Origin of the sequence: Streptomyces sp. NPDC059649 (assembly GCF_042734445.1) — a bacterium.
Lineage (GTDB): Bacteria > Actinomycetota > Actinomycetes > Streptomycetales > Streptomycetaceae > Streptomyces.
In genome coordinates this window covers 68,322-87,015 of the sequence record NZ_JBHWDV010000022.1, presented here as the reverse complement: position 1 = coordinate 87,015, position 18,694 = coordinate 68,322, and the positions used below count along the sequence as shown (strand labels likewise).

The following is an 18,694-nucleotide window of genomic DNA, read 5'->3' as shown; positions in this document are numbered from 1 at the left end:
GGACAGCCCCTCGGTACCGAGTCAAGAGGAAATGTCCAAAATGTCGGAGAAATTATCTTCGGGGTACGGAGGGCCGTTCAGCCCTCGCCGCCGGCGCGGGTGCCGCCCGCGGCCTCGACGATCCGCCGGGTGATCTCCCCGGGCCGCACCGGACGGCCGTAGTACCAGCCCTGTGCGCAGTCACAGCCGATCGACCGCAACCGCTGTGCGTCGGCGGCCGTCTCCACGCCCTCCGCCGTCACCGACAGCCCCAGCGAATGCGCCAGCGACACCATGCCGCCGATGATCCGCCAGCCGACCGGATCCTCCCCGGACGCATGCAGTTCGGACACGAACGATCCGTCGATCTTCAGCCCGGAGACCGGCAGGTCCCGCAGGTACGCCAGGTTCGACCAGCCGGTGCCGAAATCGTCCACCGTCAGCGACACCCCCATGCCGACCAGCTCGTGCAGCGCCTCCAGCGCCGGGTCCCGCGGGCCGAGCATCGCGCTCTCGGTGATCTCCAGCTGCAGCCGGTCCGGCTCCAGATCGCTCGACCGCAGGATCCGGTCGATATCCGCGATCAGCCCGGCGTTGCGGGCCTGCCGCACCGCCAGATTGACGTTCATCCGCGGCGCCGCGTCACCGAACCGCGCCGCCCAGCGAGCCGCCTGCTCACAGGCGTGCAACAGCACCCAGCGGCCCAGCGGAACGATCAGCCCGCTGTCCTCGGCCGTCGTGATGAACTCGTCCGGACCCAGCACCCCCAGCTCCGGATGGCGCCAGCGCACCAGCGCCTCCACCGCCACCATCGCCCCGTCGTCCAGCGCGCACAGCGGCTGGTAGTCGAGGAAGAACTCCCCGCGGTCCAGCGCCATCGGAATCCGCACCGACATCGCGTACTGGCTCACCGCCACCGCGTTGCGCTGCGGATCGAACAGCGTCCAGCGGCCCCGGCCCTCCTTCTTCGCCCGGTACAGCGTCAGGTCCACGCTGCGCATCGCGGCGCTCGCCGTCGTCGCGGCGACCGGCTGCTCCACCACCCCCATGCTGGCCCTGACCACCAGCTGCTGATCGCCGATCAGGAAGGGCGGTCCCAGCGTCCCCAGCAACCGCTGGGCCAGCGCGATGCCCTCCTGCGGCCCGCTGCTCCGCTCCATCAGGACCGCGAACTCGTCCCCGCCCAGCCGCGCCACCAGATGACCCAGCGGCGCCACCCCGGAGTGCAGCCGGTCCGCGACCGCCCCCAGCAGCTGGTCACCCGCGTCATGGCCCAGGCTGTCGTTGATGTTCTTGAAGCCGTCCAGGTCCAGCGAGCACAGCCCGAACCGCGCCCCCGGCCCCGGATCGTCGAACAGCGCCTCCAGCCGCTCGAAGAACGCCGTCCGGTTCGGCAGCCCGGTCAGCGGATCGTGCGTGGCCTGATGGCGCAGCCGTTCCTGCAGCCGGTGCTGGTCGGTGATGTCCTCCAGCATCGCCACCTGGAAACGGGGCGTGCCCTGTTCGTCGCGGATCAGCGAGACCGTCAGATGCGTCCAGATCACCTCGCCGTCCCGCCGGTAGTACGGCTTGTCGCACTGGAAGTTCTCCCGCCGGCCCTTGACCAGCTCGTGGTACGTCTCCCAGACACGGGCCGAATCCTCGGGGTGGACCAGCGACTCGATGTTGAGCCCGCGCATGTCCGCGGCGGTGGCCGCGAACATCTCCTGCAACGCACCGTTCACCGCGATGAGGTTCCCCTCCAGGTCCGCGAAGCCGATGCCGATCGCCGCGCGCTCGAACATCGCCCGGAACCGGGCCTCCGACGCGTACAACGCCCGCTCCGCGTCCCGCCGCGCCAGGTCCACCGCACGCCGGATCGCCTCCTGCTCACGCAGCGTCCGGTCCCGCAACGCGGCCGACCAGCCCGCGGCGAACGCCCCGGTCAGCGCGGGCCCCCGGCCGTCCGCCGCCGGCCACTCCTGGATCAGCTCGACGGCCCGGGCGAGCAGCACGGGATCGGTGAACTGGGCGTCGACCAGCAGCGCCCCGGCCCGCTCGGCCGGCCCCGGGTCGAACGGGTCCTCCGCATGGGCGCGGCTGAGCAGCTCGGCCGTGCGGTACACCAGCGGGCCCAGCACCCCCGGGCTCACCGCGGCACCGTGGCCCTGCCGCAACAGCCGGGACCAGGAGTCGCGGAAACGGACCGCGGCGGCGTCCACGCGCCGCCCCCCGGCCAGGAAACTCACCGTTTCAACCCCACTCCCGCCAGACCGCTGACCAGCTCCGGATGCGGTCCCACCGACGCGGGGTCCTGCGGACGCCACTCCGTGAGGTAGACCACCCCCGGCTCCAGCAGCTCGAATCCGTCGAACAGCGCCACGATCTGCTCCCGGGTACGCATGGTCAGCGGCGCCGATGCCCGTGCGTACAGGTCCTCGTGCTTGTCCACCACATCCGGCCGGCCCTCCCGCGACCCGTGCGACAGCGCCAGCGCACTGCCCGCCGGCAGCGGCGCGAACAGCTCCCGGACGATCCGCGCCGGGTCCTCCTCGTCCGTCACGAAATGGAGCACGGCCAGCAGCAGCACCGCCACCGGCTGGCCCGGACGCAGCAGTTCCGCCACCGCGGGCTGCGCCAGCAGCGCCGCCGGATCCCGCATGTCGGCCTGGGCCACCGCACACAGCGGGTCATCGGCCACCAGCAGTCTGCTGTGCTGCACGGCCACCGGGTCGATGTCCACGTACACCACCCGTGCCTCCGGCTGCACCACCCGCGCGACCTCGTGGACCGGGCCGAAGGTGGGGAGCCCGGAACCGATGTCCAGGAAACGGGTGAGGCCCTCCCCGGCGAGGAACTGCACGGCCCGCCGCAGGAAGGCCCGGTTCGCGCGCATGATCAGCGGCAGGTCCGGCCACATCTCGATGGCCTCCCGGGCGAGCTCCCGGTCCGCCGCGAAGTTGTGCGAACCGCCCAGGTAGCAGTCGTAGACCCGGGCGACGTTCGGAACGTCCTGGTCGGTGCCCTCGGGTACCCACCGCCGCCGCGTCATCCAGCGTCCCTCCTCCCCAGGCGAGAGGAATCCCACGCTGCAGAGAAAAGCCTCCTACGATCCCATATCCGCCGCAAGCGGGCCAGTCGGGAGCCGTGCCGCGTACGCCGGACGGGCGGACCGCGCGCACCGCCGCCGGCGCGCGCAGAATGGAATCCTCCGAGGGGACGCCATGCCCGGACGCATCGAGGACTACGCCCTGCTGGGCGACCTGCAGACCGCCGCCCTGGTCGGACGGGACGGCTCGATCGACTGGCTGTGCCTGCCCCGCTTCGACTCGCCCAGCTGCTTCGCGGCCGTCCTCGGCGACGAACGGCAGGGCCACTGGCGGATCGCCCCGGTGTCCGGCGGAGCGTGCACCGGCCGCGCCTACCGCGGCGACACCCTGATCCTGGAGAGCATTTGGCAGACCCCCGACGGCGCCGTCCGGGTCGTCGACTTCATGCCGCAGCGCGACCAGTCACCACGCCTGGTCCGCCTCGTCGAGGGCCTGCACGGCACCGTCGAGATGCGCGGCGACCTGCGGCTCCGCTTCAACTACGGCCGGATCGCCCCCTGGGTGCGGCGCACCGAGCACCACCGCATCGCGGTCGCCGGCCCGGACTCCGCCTGGCTGCGGCTCGCCCCCGGCGTACACACCTACGGCCACGACACCAGCACCCGTTCGGAGTTCACCGTACGGGCCGGTGAGCGGGTGCCGTTCGTCCTGACCTGGCAGCCCTCCCACCTGCCCAACGCCCACCGGATCGACCCGGACCGGGCGCTGCGGGAGAGCACCGACGCCTGGCGGCGCTGGACGGCCGGCTGCCGCTACGACGGCGAATGGCGCGACGCCGTCCGGCGCTCCCTGATCACCCTCAAGGCGCTCGCCTACCGGCCCACCGGCGGGATCGTCGCCGCCGCCAGCGCCTCCCTGCCCGAACACCTCGGCGGGGTGCGCAACTGGGACTACCGCTTCTGCTGGCTGCGCGACTCCAGCATGACGCTGTCCGCCCTGCTGCGCGGCGGCTTCCGCGACGAGGCGGCGGCCTGGCGGCAGTGGCTGGTACGGGCCATCGCCGGCGACCCGCGCGACCTGCAGAGCGTCTACGGCGTCGCAGGCGAACGGCGGCTGCCCGAGACCGACGCCGACTGGCTGCCCGGCTACGAGCGCTCCGTCCCGGTCCGCTTCGGCAACGCCGCCGTCGACCAGCTCCAGCTCGACATCTACGGCGAGGTCGTCGACACCCTCTACCTCGCGCTGCGCGCCGGCATCCCGATGGAACGCCATGTCTGGGGCCTGCTGCGGACCTTGATGTCCTTCATCGAGGCGCACTGGCAGGACCCGGACGAGGGCCTGTGGGAGGGCCGCGGCGGCCGCCGGCACTGGGTGCACTCCAAGGTCATGTCCTGGGTCGCCGCGGACCGGGCGGTCCGGATGGCCCGGCTGACCGGCCTCCCGGCGCCCGTCGACCGCTGGCGGGCGATGCGCGACGCGGTACACGCCAATGTCTGCGCATACGGTTACGACCGGGAACGCGGCGTGTTCGTCCAGCGCTACGGCAGCCGTGACCTGGACGCGGCCACCCTGTTCATCGTCAAGACCGGCTTCCTGCCGCCCGACGACCCCCGGGTCGTGCGCACCGTCGACGCGGTGCGCGACGGACTCGACCACGCCGGCTTCCACCGCCGCTACGCCGCGCGGACCGCGGTCGACGGCCTGCCGGGCACCGAAGGCGCCTTCCTGGCCTGCTCGTTGTGGCTCGCCGACGCGCTGGCCGCGACCGGCCGCCGGGACGCCGCCCGGGAACTGTTCGCCCGGGTGCTGTCGGCGGCCAACGACGTCGGCCTGCTCTCCGAGGAATGGGACCCCGCACAACGCCGCCAACTGGGCAACACCCCCCAGGCGTTCACCCATGTCGCCCTGGTGAACACGGCGTTCCTGCTGTCCGAGGACGCCGCCGTCGCCGCATGACGCCGCCCATATCCGGCCAACTCCCTTTACCTGCTTGTTCGTTCAGCCGCGCAGCGCCCCGTAGCGCCGCAGCGCGCCGCGCACCCGGGAACGCAGCCAGGGCCGGGCGGTGATGAAGTCCCGGGCCGTACGCTCGGCCGCGTCGTGCAGCAGACAACCGCCCGCCACCAGTGTCGGCCGCCACAACACACCCTGTGGCAGGCTGCGTTGCTCGGTGGTGAACGCCTGCTTGTACTCCGAGTCGCCGGTGCCCAGGTCGACGGTGGTCACCCCCAGCTCCGCCGCGGTCGCGATCACCCGGCCGAGCAGCACCGTCCCCGGCGAATGCGCCGCGTACCGGTGGTCGAAGGCGGTGACGCAACAGGTCATCACGGTCGCCGAACGCAGCGTGAGCTGCATCGCCGCCGGCTCGTCACCCAGGTACAGCACGGACAGCGCGCCGGTGCACGTCGGCGCCCGCAGCCCCGCCAGGACGCGCGCCAGCTCCGTACCGCACTCCGTGGCCAGCGGATCGGACCAGCCGCTCGCCCGGTACTGCGCCGACTTCCAGCGCAGCATCGTCCTCAGCAGCCCCGGATCGCACTCGTCGAAGACGTACCGCACCGGCACCTCGCCGCGCGCCAGCCGGTTCTCGTGCTTGCGCAGCGTCTTCGCCGACGCGGGCGAACGCCGCCGGACGGCCGTGCGGTGGGCCTCGTAGCCCTCGCTCAGATCGGCCAGCGGACTCGGCACCCGGCCCAGCAGCCGGACCCCCGCGGGCACCGCGGTGCCCGCCCCGCCGAGCGGCGGACCGGCCGGCTCGGCCTGCACGAACCGCCACACCGCCAGCCGGCACGCGGCCAACACGGCACGGTAGTCGGGCCGCGGCAGACCGGGCTCGCAGAGCAGCCCGCCCACGTCCGTGAAGCCCTTGCCGATGACCTCGCCGACGCCGTGCCCGCGCTCCTCGAAGCCCAGCCAGCCGCACCGCCCGTCGCTCTCCAGCACCGCGACCCGGGCGGCCGGCCGGACCCCGCCGACCGCCCGCGCGAAATCCGGGGACAGCACCGGGTGCGCCGGGCGGCCCGGCGCGGACAGCGCCCGGGCCCAGCGCTCGGCCCGGATCCCGTCGAGCGCACCGGCCGCCAGGACCTCGATGTCCATCCCTACGCCTCCGCATCCCGCGCCGGGGCAGCCGGCGCGGGGTCGTCGGGGAGATCCGGAAGAAGACCCTCAGGAGCGTCCCCCGGAGCGCGCGGCCGTCACGGCAGATACCGCTCGATGACGCCCGGACCCTCCTCGGCGATGAGTCGCCTGGCCCATTCCAGGCTCGACGGGGTGGGCTCGCGCCCGGACGCCCGCACCAGGTCCTCCGGGTCGTAGGGCCGCTCGCTGCCGGTGTACAGCTCGGCCGGCCGGTGCGGGGCCGGCTGCTCCTTGCCGTTGCTCGTCACAGGTCCTCCTTCGTCCGCGCCCGCCGGGTCGCCGGGACCTCGCTTGGTTCCATCATGGGGCGGTCACCGAACACCCGCACGGCGTACGCCGGACCGCGGCCCCGCGGCCGGTCCGGCCCCCGGCCGCGGCGCCCCCGGATACCGCGGCGGGAACGCCTGCTCGGTCCAGATGGTCTTGCCGTACGGCGTGTACCGGGTGCCCCAGCGCTGCACCAGCTGCGCGACGATGAACAGCCCCCGCCCGCCCTCGTCCTCACTGGCCGCGTGGCGCAGGTGCGGCGAGGTGTGCCCGGTGTCGGACACCTCGGTCAGCAGGGTCAGATCACGCAGCAGCCGCAGGTGCAGCGGCCCCGAGGCGTGCCGTACCGCATTGGTGACCAGCTCGCTGACCGCCAGCTCGGTCGCGTACGACAGCTCCTCCAGGCCCCACGCCCGCAGCTGCGCGGTCGCCAGCTCCCGGGCCGCACCCACCGCGGCCGGTTCGGCGGGCAGCTCCCAGGCCGCCACCTGCCGCGCGTCCAGCTCACGGGTGCGCACCAGCAGCAGCGCCGAGTCGTCGGCGGCCGGTCCGTCCGGCAGCAGCTCGGCCATCGCACGGTCGCACAGCTCCTCCAGCGGCCGGCGGTTCTCGGCCAGCACCCGGCCCAGGATCTCCAGCCCCTGGTCGACGTCCCGGTGCGGTGACTCCACCAGCCCGTCCGTGAACAGCGCGATCAGACTGCCCGGCGGCAGTTCGAGGTCCAGCGACTCGAACGGCAGCCCGCCCAGGCCGAGCGGCGGCCCGGCCGGCAGATCGGGGAAGAACATCGTGCCCGACGGGTCGACCACGGCCGGCGGCAGATGCCCGGCCCGGGCCATGGTGCAGCGCCGCGACACCGGGTCGTAGACCGCGTAGAGGCAGGTCACGCCGGTGGCCACGTCGTCCGGGCCGGTGTGCGCGCCGACCTGGACCGTCTCCTCCTCCGCGGGCTGCCCCACCAGGTCGTCCAGCCGGCTCAGCAGCTCGTCGGGCGACAGGTCCAGCTGGGCCAGCGCCCGGACCGTGGTCCGCAGCCGCCCCATGGTCGCCGCCGCCTCCAGGCCGTGACCCACCACGTCGCCCACCACCAGCCCGACCCGGGTCCCCGACAGCCCGATCACGTCGAACCAGTCACCGCCCACCCCGGCCCGGTCGTCGCTGGGCAGATAGCGGTACGCCACGTCCACCGCGGACTGCTCCGGCACGTGCTGCGGCAGCAGATTGCGCTGCAGGGCCAGCGCGGCGGCGTGCTCGCGGGTGAAGCGGCGGGCGTTGTCCAGGCACACCGCCGTCCGGGTGACCAGCTCGTCGGCGAGTTCGATCTCGCCCTTGTCGAACACCGAGGGGTGCGTCCCGCGCGTGAAGGTCACCAGCCCCATCGGGGCGCCGCCCGCCCGCAGCGGCACCACCATCGAGTTCTCCGCCCGCACCATCCCCCCGGAGGACAGACTGCGGTACTGCAGCGACCCCGGCGGATACTCGATCCGGTACGGGCTGTGCGGTACGGCGTCCGCCGGGTCACCGGCGCTGCGGGTGGCGACCCGGACCAGCGGCGGCACCGTACCGTCCCCCGGCGCCGGCTCCTCGCCCTCCAGCACCGGGCGCACCAGGTCCACGGTGACCGTCCGCGCGAAGTCCGGCACCGCGACCTCGGTGATCTCCCGGGCCGTGACCGTCATGTCGAGCGTCGTCCCGATCCGGATACCGGCCGCCACCAGCAGGTTCAGCCGGCGCTGCGCCTGATAGCGGTCGGTGATGTCGAAGGCGTCCTCACACACCCCGAGGACCCGCCCGTGCGCGTCGTGCAGCCGGTAGTAGGAGCACGACCAGACGTGGTCCGGGCCCGGCTCGGACGGCTGCTGGCCGACGAAGTGCAGATCGAGGACCGGCTCACCGGTCTCCAGGACCTGCTGCATCACCGCGTCGAGCGTGCGCGGGTACCCCTCCGTCACGAACTCGCCGTCCGGGTACAGCGCCTCGGCCCGGGTACCGAGGAACTCCCGCAGCGGCAGCCCGATCTCCTTCACGAACGCGGCGTTCCCCCACGTCACCCGCAGATCGGTGTCATAGATGCCGAGCCCCACCGGGGACTGCGTGGCCAGCCCGTGCAGCATCGCCTGCCGCGACTCCCACTCCTGCTGCGCGTCCAGCCCGGCCGCCACCAGGATGCAGGCCGGCGCACCCGGCGCGGAGCCGCCGGCCGCGGGCTCCAGCGGGCAGGTGGTGACCGCCACCGGCAGCAGCCGGCCGTCCCGGTGCCGTGCGGTGCCCGGCCGGCCGCTGCTCAGCAAGGGCTCCGCGGACGACCGGGACCCCGCGTCACCGCCCGCCTCGGCGGCCGGGAAGAACGTCTCACAGGGGCGCCCGATGACCTCCTCCGGCCGGTACCCGAGCAGCCGCTGCGCGGCCGGACTCCAGCCGATGACCAGGTCCCGGGCGTCGAGCACCGCTGTGGCCGCCCTGGTGACGTCGAGGGGACCACGGAAGTCGGCGCTCTCCGCCGCGTTCCATGCGTTCATGGCATCAACCCAGCCCGGTTCAGTACCTACAGCATCGAGCCGGATCAAGACCGGCACAACTGCGCTGCCCCGCGACGGGCGCCCCGGTGCGGCCCCGCTGTGTCGCTGGCACAGTGGGAGGGGGTGCGAAGCGACAGGAGGCGGATGGCATGTCGGCCCATGGCCCCACGACCCCGGTGCGCGGCGCTCCGTGCTGGGTCAGCCTGATGGCCCGCGATCTCGAAACGGCGCAGGAGTTCTACTCCGCCGTGCTGGGCTGGCGGTTCCGCCCGGCCAGCCTCGGCCAGGAGTTCTCCGTCGCGATGGCCGACGGGCAGCCGGTCGCCGGCATCGGCGCACTCGCCCAGAGCTTCCAGGTCGCGGTGGCCTGGACGTCGTACTTCGCGGTGGAGGACGCCGACCTGACCGCCGACCGGATCCGCGAGCGCGGCGCGACCGTCGCGGTCGGCCCGCTCAAACTCGGCCCCGGACGCGCCGCGCTGGCCGCCGACCGCGACGGCGCCACCTTCGGTTTCTGGGAGGGCCAGACGCTCGCCTGGTCGGTCGGGCAGGGGCGCGCCCCCGCCTGCCTGGAACTGCGCACCCGAGATGCCTTCGAGGCCGCCATCTTCTACGCCGAGGTCTTCGAATGGGCCTCCGACCGGCCCGGCGGCTGCGAGGTCACCTACGAACACGACCAGGTCGTCGTGCACGACGGCACCCACACCGTCGCCACCCTGCGCGGCGGCGGGGTCGAGGCCGCCCCGGACCCACGGGTGCGGCCGCGCTGGCACGTGCACTTCCCGGTCGACGACATCGAGAAGGTGGCCGCCACCGCGGTCGCCGCCGGCGGGACCGTCACCCCGGTGACGGCGACCGCCGACGGCAACGGCAGTCAGGCCGTCGTCCGCGACCCCGACGGCGGCCTGTTCACCGTCACCTCGTCCGAGCCCCCCTGATCCCCGCCGGACCGCGAGTCCGGGCGGCCGGCCGGCGCGTCACCGGCCCTGCTCCGGTTCCAGCGGGGGACACCACGCCGCCTGCTTCCGCCCGCCGACCCGGCCGCAGAACCCGGCCTGGGCGGGCCGCCCCGTCCGGTCGATGCGCTGCACCGACAGCAGCTTGTCCAGCGGCACCTGGCGGTCCACCTCACCGCCGAAGCTGATGATCCCGCTCGCCCCGTCGAGCGCCTCGTCCCCGTGCACCCCGCTGATCGCGTGCCACACCGCGGGCGGCGTCAGCGGCATCTGCGCGGCCTCCTCCCGCAGTTGCTTGACCGCGTTGACGTACAGCTTCACGGCGTCGAAACCGAGCGCCGCATGCCCGTCGAGCGAGGAGTTGGGCACCTTCGCGCACTCCTCGGGGAACAACCGGCTCAGCTCCGCGTACAGCTCGCTGCTGCCGTCGCAGTGCGCCGAACCGAGCGTGAAGTCCAGGAAGTCGTACGGGATCCCCGGATAGTGCCCCCGGCGGTCCGCGTCCGCCGCCAGCCGGGCCACGTCGTCCCCGCCGATCAGCACCGGCGGATCGGAGTTGCAGGACTCGTTGATCCCGCCGAGCAGCGACTCGAAGTCCTCCGAGCGCCCCGCGAAGAACACCACCCCCGGGTACGAACAGCTCCGCTGCCCCACCGTGCCCGGGCCCGGGGCGTCCGACGAGGGCTCCTGGCCCGGCGGCGGGGGCGGGGTGAACGACGTCCGCTCCACCGCGAACTCCCGCGCCCGGAAGCGCCGTTCGACGTCGTCGCTGAGCGTCCTGCTGTAGGTGTCGCTGGGATCGGCGGACGCGATGATCCGCACCCGCCGGGCCGGCCGGCCCGCACCGGTCCGTACCACGTGGTCGGCGTAGGCGGCGGCCACCTCCGCCTCCCGGGTGTTCTGCGGCGACACCTGGAAGTACATCGGCGACTGGCGCACCAGCGAATCCGCGGACAGCGTGGTGGCCACCATCGGCAGCCCCACCGCGGTCAGTTTCCGTATCGTCCGGTTGGTCGCCTCCCGGCTCTGGTCCAGCCCGGTGACCCCCACCAGCGACGGGTCCTGCTGCCCCAGCCGCTCCAGGATCTCCACCACCCGCGGGCCGAACCGCATCCCGGACCCGGCGTTCGCGGGGAAGATCCGCAGGATCGGCTCGGTGGCCCCGCTGCTCCGCAGCTGCCGGGACTGTGCGCTCGCCGCGCCCTGCAACGCCTCGCGCCCGTAAGCGAGTTGACCGGTGAGCTTGCCCGAGACGCTGAGCAGCGCGGACAGATGCACCAGGGTGACGAACGGCCGTTCCGGCGCCGCCCGGTGCTCCTGCTCGGCGACCGCGTTCTGGGCGTAGATCTTCTGCAGGGTCCGGTCCAGCGACGGATCGGGGGAGTGGAAGGTGAAACCGTGCCGGGCCACCCCGATGCACTCGCCGGTCTCCGCGGTGCGCAGGGTCTCCGCGTCGGCGTTGAACCGGCCGAGGCCGCAGTGCGCCTGCCGGTACCGGCCCTCCGCGCCCAACACCAGACCGCCCGCGCCCAGCAGCGCGGCGACGACCGCGCCGGCCGCCACGACGGACACCCCCTTGCGCGCCCACAACGGCGGTTCGGGGATCCGCAGCCGGGCGTCCTGCGCCACCTCCAGCCGCCGGGTCAGCTCGTAGCTCTCCTCGGACGGCGGCATCAGCCGCGGCACCCTGACCGGCAGGTACCAGGGGGCGCGGTTACGGGCCCGGCCCTGGTGCAGGAAGGTGTCCCGCCAGCCGCCGTAGAGCCGGTCGGTCAGCTCCCACAGCTCGCTGCGGCCCCAGTCCGCCCGGGCCCGGCTGCCCTCGGCCGGCGGCTCCGCCCCGCACGCGATGATCAGCAGCGGATCGAAGGCACCGGTCTCGTTGCGGACGTCGATGACGGCCTGGAGCAGCTCATGACCGCAGTTGTCCGGGCCCACCCCGTCGAGCAGCGCGACGCAGTACGCGGTGCGCCGGGCCGTACGGGGCCGCCACGGCCGGCGGCGGAAGGCGACCCGCAGATCCTCCAGGAACGCGTTGACCATCAGCTTCCGCAGCTGCTCCGGGTCCTCGACCTGGTGGTGCGGTGCGGTCAGCCGCTCGGCGAACCCGATGAAGGTACCCGGGTCGCGCGGGGCGAGATAGGGCTGGTTGAGCAGCCAGCGGTACTCCCGGCCCAGGCCGCGGCGGACCCGGAACCAGGCGAGCGGGAAGACGTGCACCGCGAACAGCCACACCCACCACGGCACCGTGCCGTCGACCGCCAGCTCGGTCTCCGGGGAGCGCAGCAGCCCGAACATCCGCCGCCGCCGGAACTCCCGCTCGCGCAGCCCCTGTAACAGCGTGTGGTCGGTGCCCTCCACGTCGCCCAGGTCGTCGGGGCGGTTCCCGGTGCCGACCTGGGTCAGCCAGTTGACCAGGCCGAACCGGCGGAAACGGACCCTGCCGTCACTGCCGTTGACGCTCCGTGCGAAGCCCTGGGCGAGGCGTTCCAGGGTCCGCCGCACCGCCTCGACGGACTCCGGCTCGGACCGCGGCGCGTCGGCCGCGAGGTCGCAGCGCACATGCGGCACCCGGCGCGGATCGGCGTGGCTGAGGAAGTAGCCGATGCCCTTGGCGAGTTGGGTGTGGTCGGGGCCGGCCACCAGACAGAGCACCGGCAGGCCCTCCCGGCCCTGCGCCACTCCTCGGTGCCGCACCGGTTCCGGACACTCCCGCCGGCGTGGCCGGCGGGTCAGGTCGGCGATCAGACGGAGCAGATGGCCGGCTCCGCGGAAGACAGGGATCTGGGAATCGAGTTCGTTCGACGCCATGGTGCCCCTGAGGACGGGTCGGGGTAGGGCCGGTATTCTGACACCGCGTCCCAGGCGGTCGCTATGGTTCCGCCGTACTCGAGGACCCCGTGGCCACCAACGGCCCCGCCCGCCCCGGGGAGGGGGCGGGCGGGGCGTCAGCTGCGTCGTCGCTGTCTTGGTCGCTGTCGTGCCGGTGTGTCGGACGAATCCGTCGAACGTCTTCGGCGGACGTCGTTGCCGATCGGCGTTGTCGAACGGCGTTGCCGATCAGCGTTGTTGAACGGCGTGGTCAGTTCAGCGAATCGATCACGGCATCACCCCCGCACTCTGGTCACTGCCGGCGCTCTGGTCGGCACCGGCACCCTGGTCGGCACCCGCGCTCGGGTCGGCACCGGCGCTGGCGTCGCCCCCGGCGCTCTGGTCACCACCGGCGGCCTGGCCGCCGCCGGCGCTCTGGTCACCGCCCGCGCCCGCGCTCCCGGCGCCGCCACCGGCTGCACCCGCGTCGCCGCCACCGGCTGCACTCCCGTCACCGCCGCCGGCTGCACCGCCGCCGCCCCCGCCGGCGCCGATCTCCGCGCCGGTGGCCTTGAGGGCGTCGGTGACCGGCTGGAAGAAGGTCTCGCCGCCCTGGGTGCAGTCGCCGCTGCCGCCCGAGGTCAGCCCGACGGCGGAGTCACCGGCGAACATCGAGCCGCCGCTGTCGCCCGGCTCGGCACAGACGTCCGTCTGTATCAGGCCGTTGACGATGTCGCCGTTGCCGTAGTTGACCGTGGCGTCCAGCCCGGTGACGGTGCCGTCGTGCACGCCGGTGGTGGACCCCGAACGCTGCACCTTCATGCCGACGGCGGCCTCCGCCGCCTTGGTGATCTTCTGGGTGGAGCCGTTGCCGAGATCCACCGCGCTCTGCGGCTGCGCGCTCTTGTCGTCGTAGGTGACCAGCGCGAAGTCGGTCTTCGGGAACTGCGAGTCCTGCACGCTGCCGAGCGGCTGGCTGCCGGCCTGGTCCGCGGACCAGGTGGGGGAGTCGTTGCCGCAGTGGCCCGCCGTCAGGAACGCGGGCGCGCCCTTCACCGTGACGTTGAAGCCCAGCGAACAGCGGGCGTTGCCACCGAAGATGGCACTGCCGCCGATCGGCCCGGCCGCCGAACCGCCGCCCCCTTGCCCGCCGTTGGCCCCCTGCCCGCCGTCCTGGCCGCCGTTGGCCTGACCGCCGTTGGCCTGACCGCCGTTCGCCTGGCCGCCGTTGGCCCCCTGGCCACCGTTCTGGCCCTCGCCGCCGGCCGGCGGGGTCCCCGGGTCCTCGCTCATTCCCCCGCCGTCGAACCGCCGGAACTCGCCCTGCGACCGCTTGACGGTGACCATGTCCGCGCCCATGCCACGGGTGGCCTTGTTGAGCGTCGCCATCTTCGTACCGGTGACAGTTCTGTCGGCGACCACCACGATCTTGTTGGTCTTCGGGTCGATCGACCAGGCGGTGCCGGGCACCGCCACGGTCTCGCGCAGCGTCTGCGTCCCGGCCTTGAGCGCGGTCATGCTGTTGTGCACGACCTTCGCGACCGCGCCCTTGGCCTGCACCCGCTCGGCGGCGTCCTGCGACAGCACGTTCATCACCAGGTGGCCGTTGGCGCCGTCCAGGTACCAGCCGGCGTTGTCGGCGCCGAGGTCCGACTTCAGGGCCGTCGCCAGCCGCGTCGCCGCGGAGGCGCTGAAGGTACGTGGGGCCGGCGGCCGGTCCGTGCTCGCATTGGCGTTGGGGAGCAGGATCGCCGCGCCCATGACGGCGGCCGCGGCGGCGCCGATGACGACGCCGGTCCGCTTGTTCACATGTCGGTGGCTCACTTCACTGACCTCCAGGCCGCACAGGAACGGAGCACACGGAGCGCCGTGGTGCGGCGCGGCGCGCCCCGTGTGTGGTTGCATCCAGTCCTACGGAGTCCGCCGCACCCCGGACTCAGGCCCGCTCAACCTGTGATGAATTCCGCCGGCCACCTGTGCGACGCCCTACACTCCCGCGCCCGGCCCGCGCGGACCGGCCGGAGGACGACCGGCCCGGGCGTGACCGAATCCGTGCCCTCACCGCCCCGGCTCTGCTTGGCTGGTGCCCTCGGCGATCACCACGACCGGGTGATCACCACGACCACGGGAGGTCCACGCCATGGCACTCACCCACTGGGGGTTCATCTACACGGCGGCCGGCAGCGCCGCCGGCGGCGAGGTGAACGTGGTGGACACCGGCTCCTGCCGCAGCGTGTTCATCGGGGTAAGCAAGCCCGAGGAGGGCGTCGAGGCGGCCCGCAAGCTGGTGGCCGACGGGGTCCAACTGATCGAGCTGTGCGGCGGTTTCGGGCCGGTCTGGGCCGGCCGGATCATCGACGCGATCGACGGCGTGGTCCCGGTGGGCACGGTCGGGTACGGGCCCGAGGCCGTCGACCAGGTCCACGCGATCTTCTCCTGACCGGGCCGCGGCCCGTCCGCCCCGCCGGGCGCCGCGGCGGGGCGTGAAGATCAGCTGTCACCGCGCTTAAGAAAACCTCGATGGACCCGGCGCCCGCCGTACGGAAGATTTTCCGGCGGAGATCGGGTGGCCGGAACATGACCGCCCCCGACACGTCATGCACTCTTACGTACGGGAGCCGTCGCGGTGAAGGCACTGGTCAAGCAGAAGGCGGAGCCGGGGCTCTGGCTCACGGAGGTGCCGGAACCGGCCATCGGCCCGGGCGATGTCCTGATCAAGGTGCTCCGCACCGGCATCTGCGGCACCGACCTGCACATCCGCGCCTGGGACGGCTGGGCGCAGCAGACGCTGACCACCCCGCTGACGATCGGCCACGAATTCGTCGGCGAGGTGGTCGCCACCGGCCGTGACGTGGCCGACATCGCGACCGGCGACCTGGTCAGCGGCGAGGGCCACCTGGTCTGCGGCAAGTGCCGCAACTGCCTCGCCGGGCGCCGCCACCTGTGCCGCGCCACGGTCGGGCTCGGCGTCGGCCGGGACGGCGCCTTCGCCGAATACGTGGCACTGCCCGCGACGAACGTGTGGGTGCACCGCGTCCCCGTGGACCTCGACATCGCCGCCGTCTTCGACCCGTTCGGCAACGCCGTGCACACCGCGCTGTCGTTCCCGCTGGTCGGCGAGGACGTCCTGATCACCGGCGCCGGGCCGATCGGCCTGATGGCGGCGGCGGTGGCCCGGCACGCGGGCGCTCGCAACGTCATGATCACCGACGTCAGCGAGGAACGCCTGGCGCTGGCCCGCAAGATCGGCGTCAGCCTGGCGCTCAACGTCGCCGAGGCGGACATCGCCGACGGCCAGCGCGCCCTCGGTCTGCGGGAGGGCTTCGACGTCGGACTGGAGATGTCCGGGCGGCCCGAGGCGGTCCGCGACATGATCGCTAACATGACGCACGGTGGCCGGATCGCGATGCTCGGCCTGCCCGCCCAGGACTTCCCGGTCGACTGGTCGCGGATCGTCACCTCCATGATCACGATCAAGGGCATCTACGGCCGGGAGATGTTCGAGACCTGGTACGCGATGTCCGTCCTGCTCGAAGGCGGACTGGACCTCGCCCCGGTGATCACCGGCCGGTACCCGTACACCGACTTCGAGGCCGCCTTCGACGACGCCGCGAGCGGCCGCAGCGGCAAGATCATCCTGGACTGGAGCGCCTGATCACGGCCCGACCGCGCCCGCCCGTCCCACCCGCACCCTCCTGGAGATTTCCTGATGTTCCACTCCGTACGCGACGAACTGCGCGGCACCCTCGACGAGATCGTCGCCGCCGGCCTGCACAAGCCCGAGCGGGTCATCGGCACGCCCCAGTCGGCGACCGTCGACGTCACCGCCGGGGGCAACCCCGGTGAGGTCCTCAACTTCTGCGCCAACAACTACCTGGGACTCGCCGACCACCCCGAGGTCATCGCGGCCGCCCACCAGGCGCTGGACCGCTGGGGCTACGGCATGGCGTCGGTGCGTTTCATCTGCGGCACGCAGGAGGTGCACAAGGAGCTGGAGGCGCGGCTGTCCGCGTTCCTCGGCCAGGAGGACACCATCCTGTACTCCTCCTGCTTCGACGCCAACGGCGGAGTCTTCGAGACCCTGCTCGGCCCGGACGACGCGGTCATCTCCGACGCCCTCAACCACGCCTCCATCATCGACGGCATTCGGCTGTGCAAGGCCCGCCGCTTCCGCTACGCCAACCGCGATCTGGCCGATCTGGAACGGCAGTTGAAGGAGGCCACCGAGGGCGGCGCGGGCCGCAAGCTGATCGTCACCGACGGCGTCTTCTCCATGGACGGCTACGTGGCGCCGCTGCGCGAGATCTGCGACCTGGCCGACGCCTACGACGCGATGGTGATGGTCGACGACTCGCACGCGGTCGGCTTCGTCGGCGCCGGCGGCCGCGGCACCCCCGAACTCCACGGCGTGATGGACCGTGTCGACATCATCACCGGCACCCTCGGCAAGGCGCTCGGCGGCGCCTCCGGCGGCTATGTCGCGGCCCGCGCCGAGATCGTCGCCCTGCTGCGCCAGCGCTCCCGGCCCTACCTCTTCTCCAACTCGCTCGCCCCGGTGATCGCCGCGGCCTCCCTCAAGGTCCTCGACCTGCTGGAGTCGGCCGGTGACCTGCGCGAACGGCTGCACGCCAACACCGCGCTGTTCCGCTCCCGGATGACCGAGGAGGGCTTCGACGTCCTGCCCGGCGACCACGCCATCGCCCCCGTCATGATCGGCGACGCGTCCCGCGCGGCCCGGCTGGCCGAGCTGCTGCTGGAGCGCGGGGTGTACGTGATCGGCTTCTCGTACCCGGTCGTGCCGCAGGGCCAGGCCCGGATCCGCGTCCAGCTCTCCGCCGCGCACTCCACCGAGGACGTGCACCGTGCGGTGGACGCCTTCGTAGCGGCGCGAGCCGCGATGAACGCCGAGGCGCGGGCCGCGATGAACGCCGAGGCAGCCGTCACGGGGGACTGACCGGCCGGTCCGTCCCGCATGCTGGGACACTGGGGACATGATCGAAGCACGCCGGCTGCACATCCTCCGTGCGGTGGCCGACCACCGCACGGTCACCGCCGCGGCCGCCGCGCTCTACCTCACGCCCTCGGCGGTGTCCCAGCAACTGGCCGCCCTGGAACAGGAGACCGGCCACCGCCTGGTGGAGCGCAGCGCCCGCGGGGTCCGGCTGACGCCCGCGGGCGACATCCTGCTCAGCCATGCCAACGCCGTCCTCGCCCAGCTGGAACGCGCCGAGTCCGAGCTCGCCGCGTACGGCTCGGGCGAGGCCGGCACCGTCACCGTCGCGTCCTTCGCCACCGGCATCGGCCTGGTCGTCGCGCCCGCGCTCACCGCGCTGGCCGGCTGCGCGCCCGGCATACGGGTCCGCGTCCAGGACGCCGAGGGCGACGCCAGCCTGCGGATGGTCCTCGACCGGCAGGTCGACGTCGCGGTGGCGGTCGAATACCGGGGCGCGCCCCGCGCCGACGATCCCCGGCTGACCCGGGTCCCGCTCTACGCCGAACCCTTCGACGCGGTCCTCCCGCCCGGCCACCGCCTCGCCGAGGCCGACCGGGTCGCCGTCGCCGACCTCGCCGAGGACCCCTGGATCGGCCCCTACCCCGGCAACCCCTGCCATGACGTGGTCGTCCTGGCCTGCGAGTACGCCGGTTTCCAGCCCCGGCTGGAACACTCCTCCGACGACTTCCGGGCGGTGGTCGCGCTCGCCTCCGCCGCGGCCGGCGTGGCGCTGGTGCCCCGCTCGGCGCTGCGCGACATGGACCTGACCGGGGTCGTGGTCCGTCCCCTCGACGATGTCGCGCCCACCCGCCGGGTCTTCGCCGCGGTGCGCCGCGGGGCAGAGGAGCACCCGCTGTTCCGCCCGGTCCTGACCGCGCTCCAGGAGGCGGCGGCCGCGCAGGGCTGACCGGCGTTCGGGTGCTTCGGTCCGCCGCGGACGGCGTCCTTCCGCGCTGCCCCGCCCGCCCGTGGCAGGCTCGGCACCGGCTGTGGCGAGGA

General features: G+C 73.3%; 13 protein-coding genes. 6 read left to right on the top strand and 7 right to left on the bottom strand.

Annotated features, from left to right (window positions below):
- Positions 1-77: 77 nt before the first annotated feature.
- Both ACFV1J_RS22570 and ACFV1J_RS22565 read right to left on the bottom strand, forming a co-directional pair.
- A complete protein-coding gene (locus ACFV1J_RS22570) occupies positions 78-2,180 on the bottom strand; it encodes a putative bifunctional diguanylate cyclase/phosphodiesterase (RefSeq protein WP_385860677.1) in 2,103 nt (700 codons plus the stop codon).
- 23 nt (positions 2,181-2,203) lie between these two features.
- Positions 2,204-3,010 (bottom strand): SAM-dependent methyltransferase, encoded by an 807-nt coding sequence (locus ACFV1J_RS22565; protein WP_385860676.1) that lies wholly within the window; start codon positions 3,008-3,010, stop codon positions 2,204-2,206.
- 172 nt (positions 3,011-3,182) lie between these two features.
- Here ACFV1J_RS22565 and ACFV1J_RS22560 point away from each other — a divergent pair, with 172 nt between their 5' ends.
- Positions 3,183-4,964 carry a glycoside hydrolase family 15 protein gene (locus ACFV1J_RS22560; RefSeq protein WP_385860675.1) on the top strand — a complete coding sequence of 594 codons (1,782 nt, stop codon included), beginning with the start codon at positions 3,183-3,185 and terminating at the stop codon, positions 4,962-4,964.
- A 42-nt stretch (positions 4,965-5,006) separates the two neighbouring features.
- Here ACFV1J_RS22560 and ACFV1J_RS22555 read toward each other — a convergent pair whose 3' ends face one another.
- The 3 genes from ACFV1J_RS22555 to ACFV1J_RS22545 form a co-directional block, all read right to left on the bottom strand.
- Positions 5,007-6,107 (bottom strand): GNAT family N-acetyltransferase, encoded by a 1,101-nt coding sequence (locus tag ACFV1J_RS22555; protein WP_385860674.1) that lies wholly within the window; start codon positions 6,105-6,107, stop codon positions 5,007-5,009.
- Between the two features lie 98 nt (positions 6,108-6,205).
- Complete coding sequence (locus tag ACFV1J_RS22550) at positions 6,206-6,397, bottom strand: hypothetical protein (protein ID WP_385860673.1); 192 nt, start codon at positions 6,395-6,397, stop codon at positions 6,206-6,208.
- 63 nt (positions 6,398-6,460) lie between these two features.
- Complete coding sequence (locus ACFV1J_RS22545) at positions 6,461-8,935, bottom strand: SpoIIE family protein phosphatase (RefSeq protein ID WP_385860672.1); 2,475 nt, start codon at positions 8,933-8,935, stop codon at positions 6,461-6,463.
- A 149-nt stretch (positions 8,936-9,084) separates the two neighbouring features.
- Between ACFV1J_RS22545 and ACFV1J_RS22540 the strand changes: the two genes are divergently transcribed.
- Positions 9,085-9,873, top strand: a complete 789-nt coding sequence (locus ACFV1J_RS22540) for a VOC family protein (protein WP_385860671.1) — start codon at positions 9,085-9,087, stop codon at positions 9,871-9,873.
- Between the two features lie 39 nt (positions 9,874-9,912).
- Here ACFV1J_RS22540 and ACFV1J_RS22535 read toward each other — a convergent pair whose 3' ends face one another.
- Complete coding sequence (locus ACFV1J_RS22535; RefSeq protein ID WP_385860670.1) at positions 9,913-12,702, bottom strand: hypothetical protein; 2,790 nt, start codon at positions 12,700-12,702, stop codon at positions 9,913-9,915.
- Positions 12,703-12,990: 288 nt separating this feature from the next.
- A complete protein-coding gene (locus tag ACFV1J_RS22530; RefSeq protein WP_385860669.1) occupies positions 12,991-14,526 on the bottom strand; it encodes a S1 family peptidase in 1,536 nt (511 codons plus the stop codon).
- A 316-nt stretch (positions 14,527-14,842) separates the two neighbouring features.
- Between ACFV1J_RS22530 and ACFV1J_RS22525 the strand changes: the two genes are divergently transcribed.
- From ACFV1J_RS22525 to ACFV1J_RS22510, 4 genes are all read left to right on the top strand, one after another.
- Positions 14,843-15,142: a DUF6506 family protein gene (locus tag ACFV1J_RS22525; protein ID WP_385860668.1), complete on the top strand. Its 300-nt coding sequence runs from the start codon at positions 14,843-14,845 to the stop codon at positions 15,140-15,142.
- A 186-nt stretch (positions 15,143-15,328) separates the two neighbouring features.
- The gene (tdh, locus tag ACFV1J_RS22520; protein WP_385860667.1) at positions 15,329-16,357 is read left to right on the top strand and encodes an L-threonine 3-dehydrogenase; all 1,029 of its coding nucleotides are present in this window, start codon (positions 15,329-15,331) and stop codon (positions 16,355-16,357) included.
- Between the two features lie 54 nt (positions 16,358-16,411).
- Positions 16,412-17,656 (top strand): glycine C-acetyltransferase, encoded by a 1,245-nt coding sequence (locus ACFV1J_RS22515; RefSeq protein WP_385860666.1) that lies wholly within the window; start codon positions 16,412-16,414, stop codon positions 17,654-17,656.
- Between the two features lie 37 nt (positions 17,657-17,693).
- Positions 17,694-18,602: a LysR family transcriptional regulator gene (locus tag ACFV1J_RS22510; RefSeq protein WP_385860665.1), complete on the top strand. Its 909-nt coding sequence runs from the start codon at positions 17,694-17,696 to the stop codon at positions 18,600-18,602.
- The last annotated feature ends 92 nt before the right edge of the window (positions 18,603-18,694 follow it).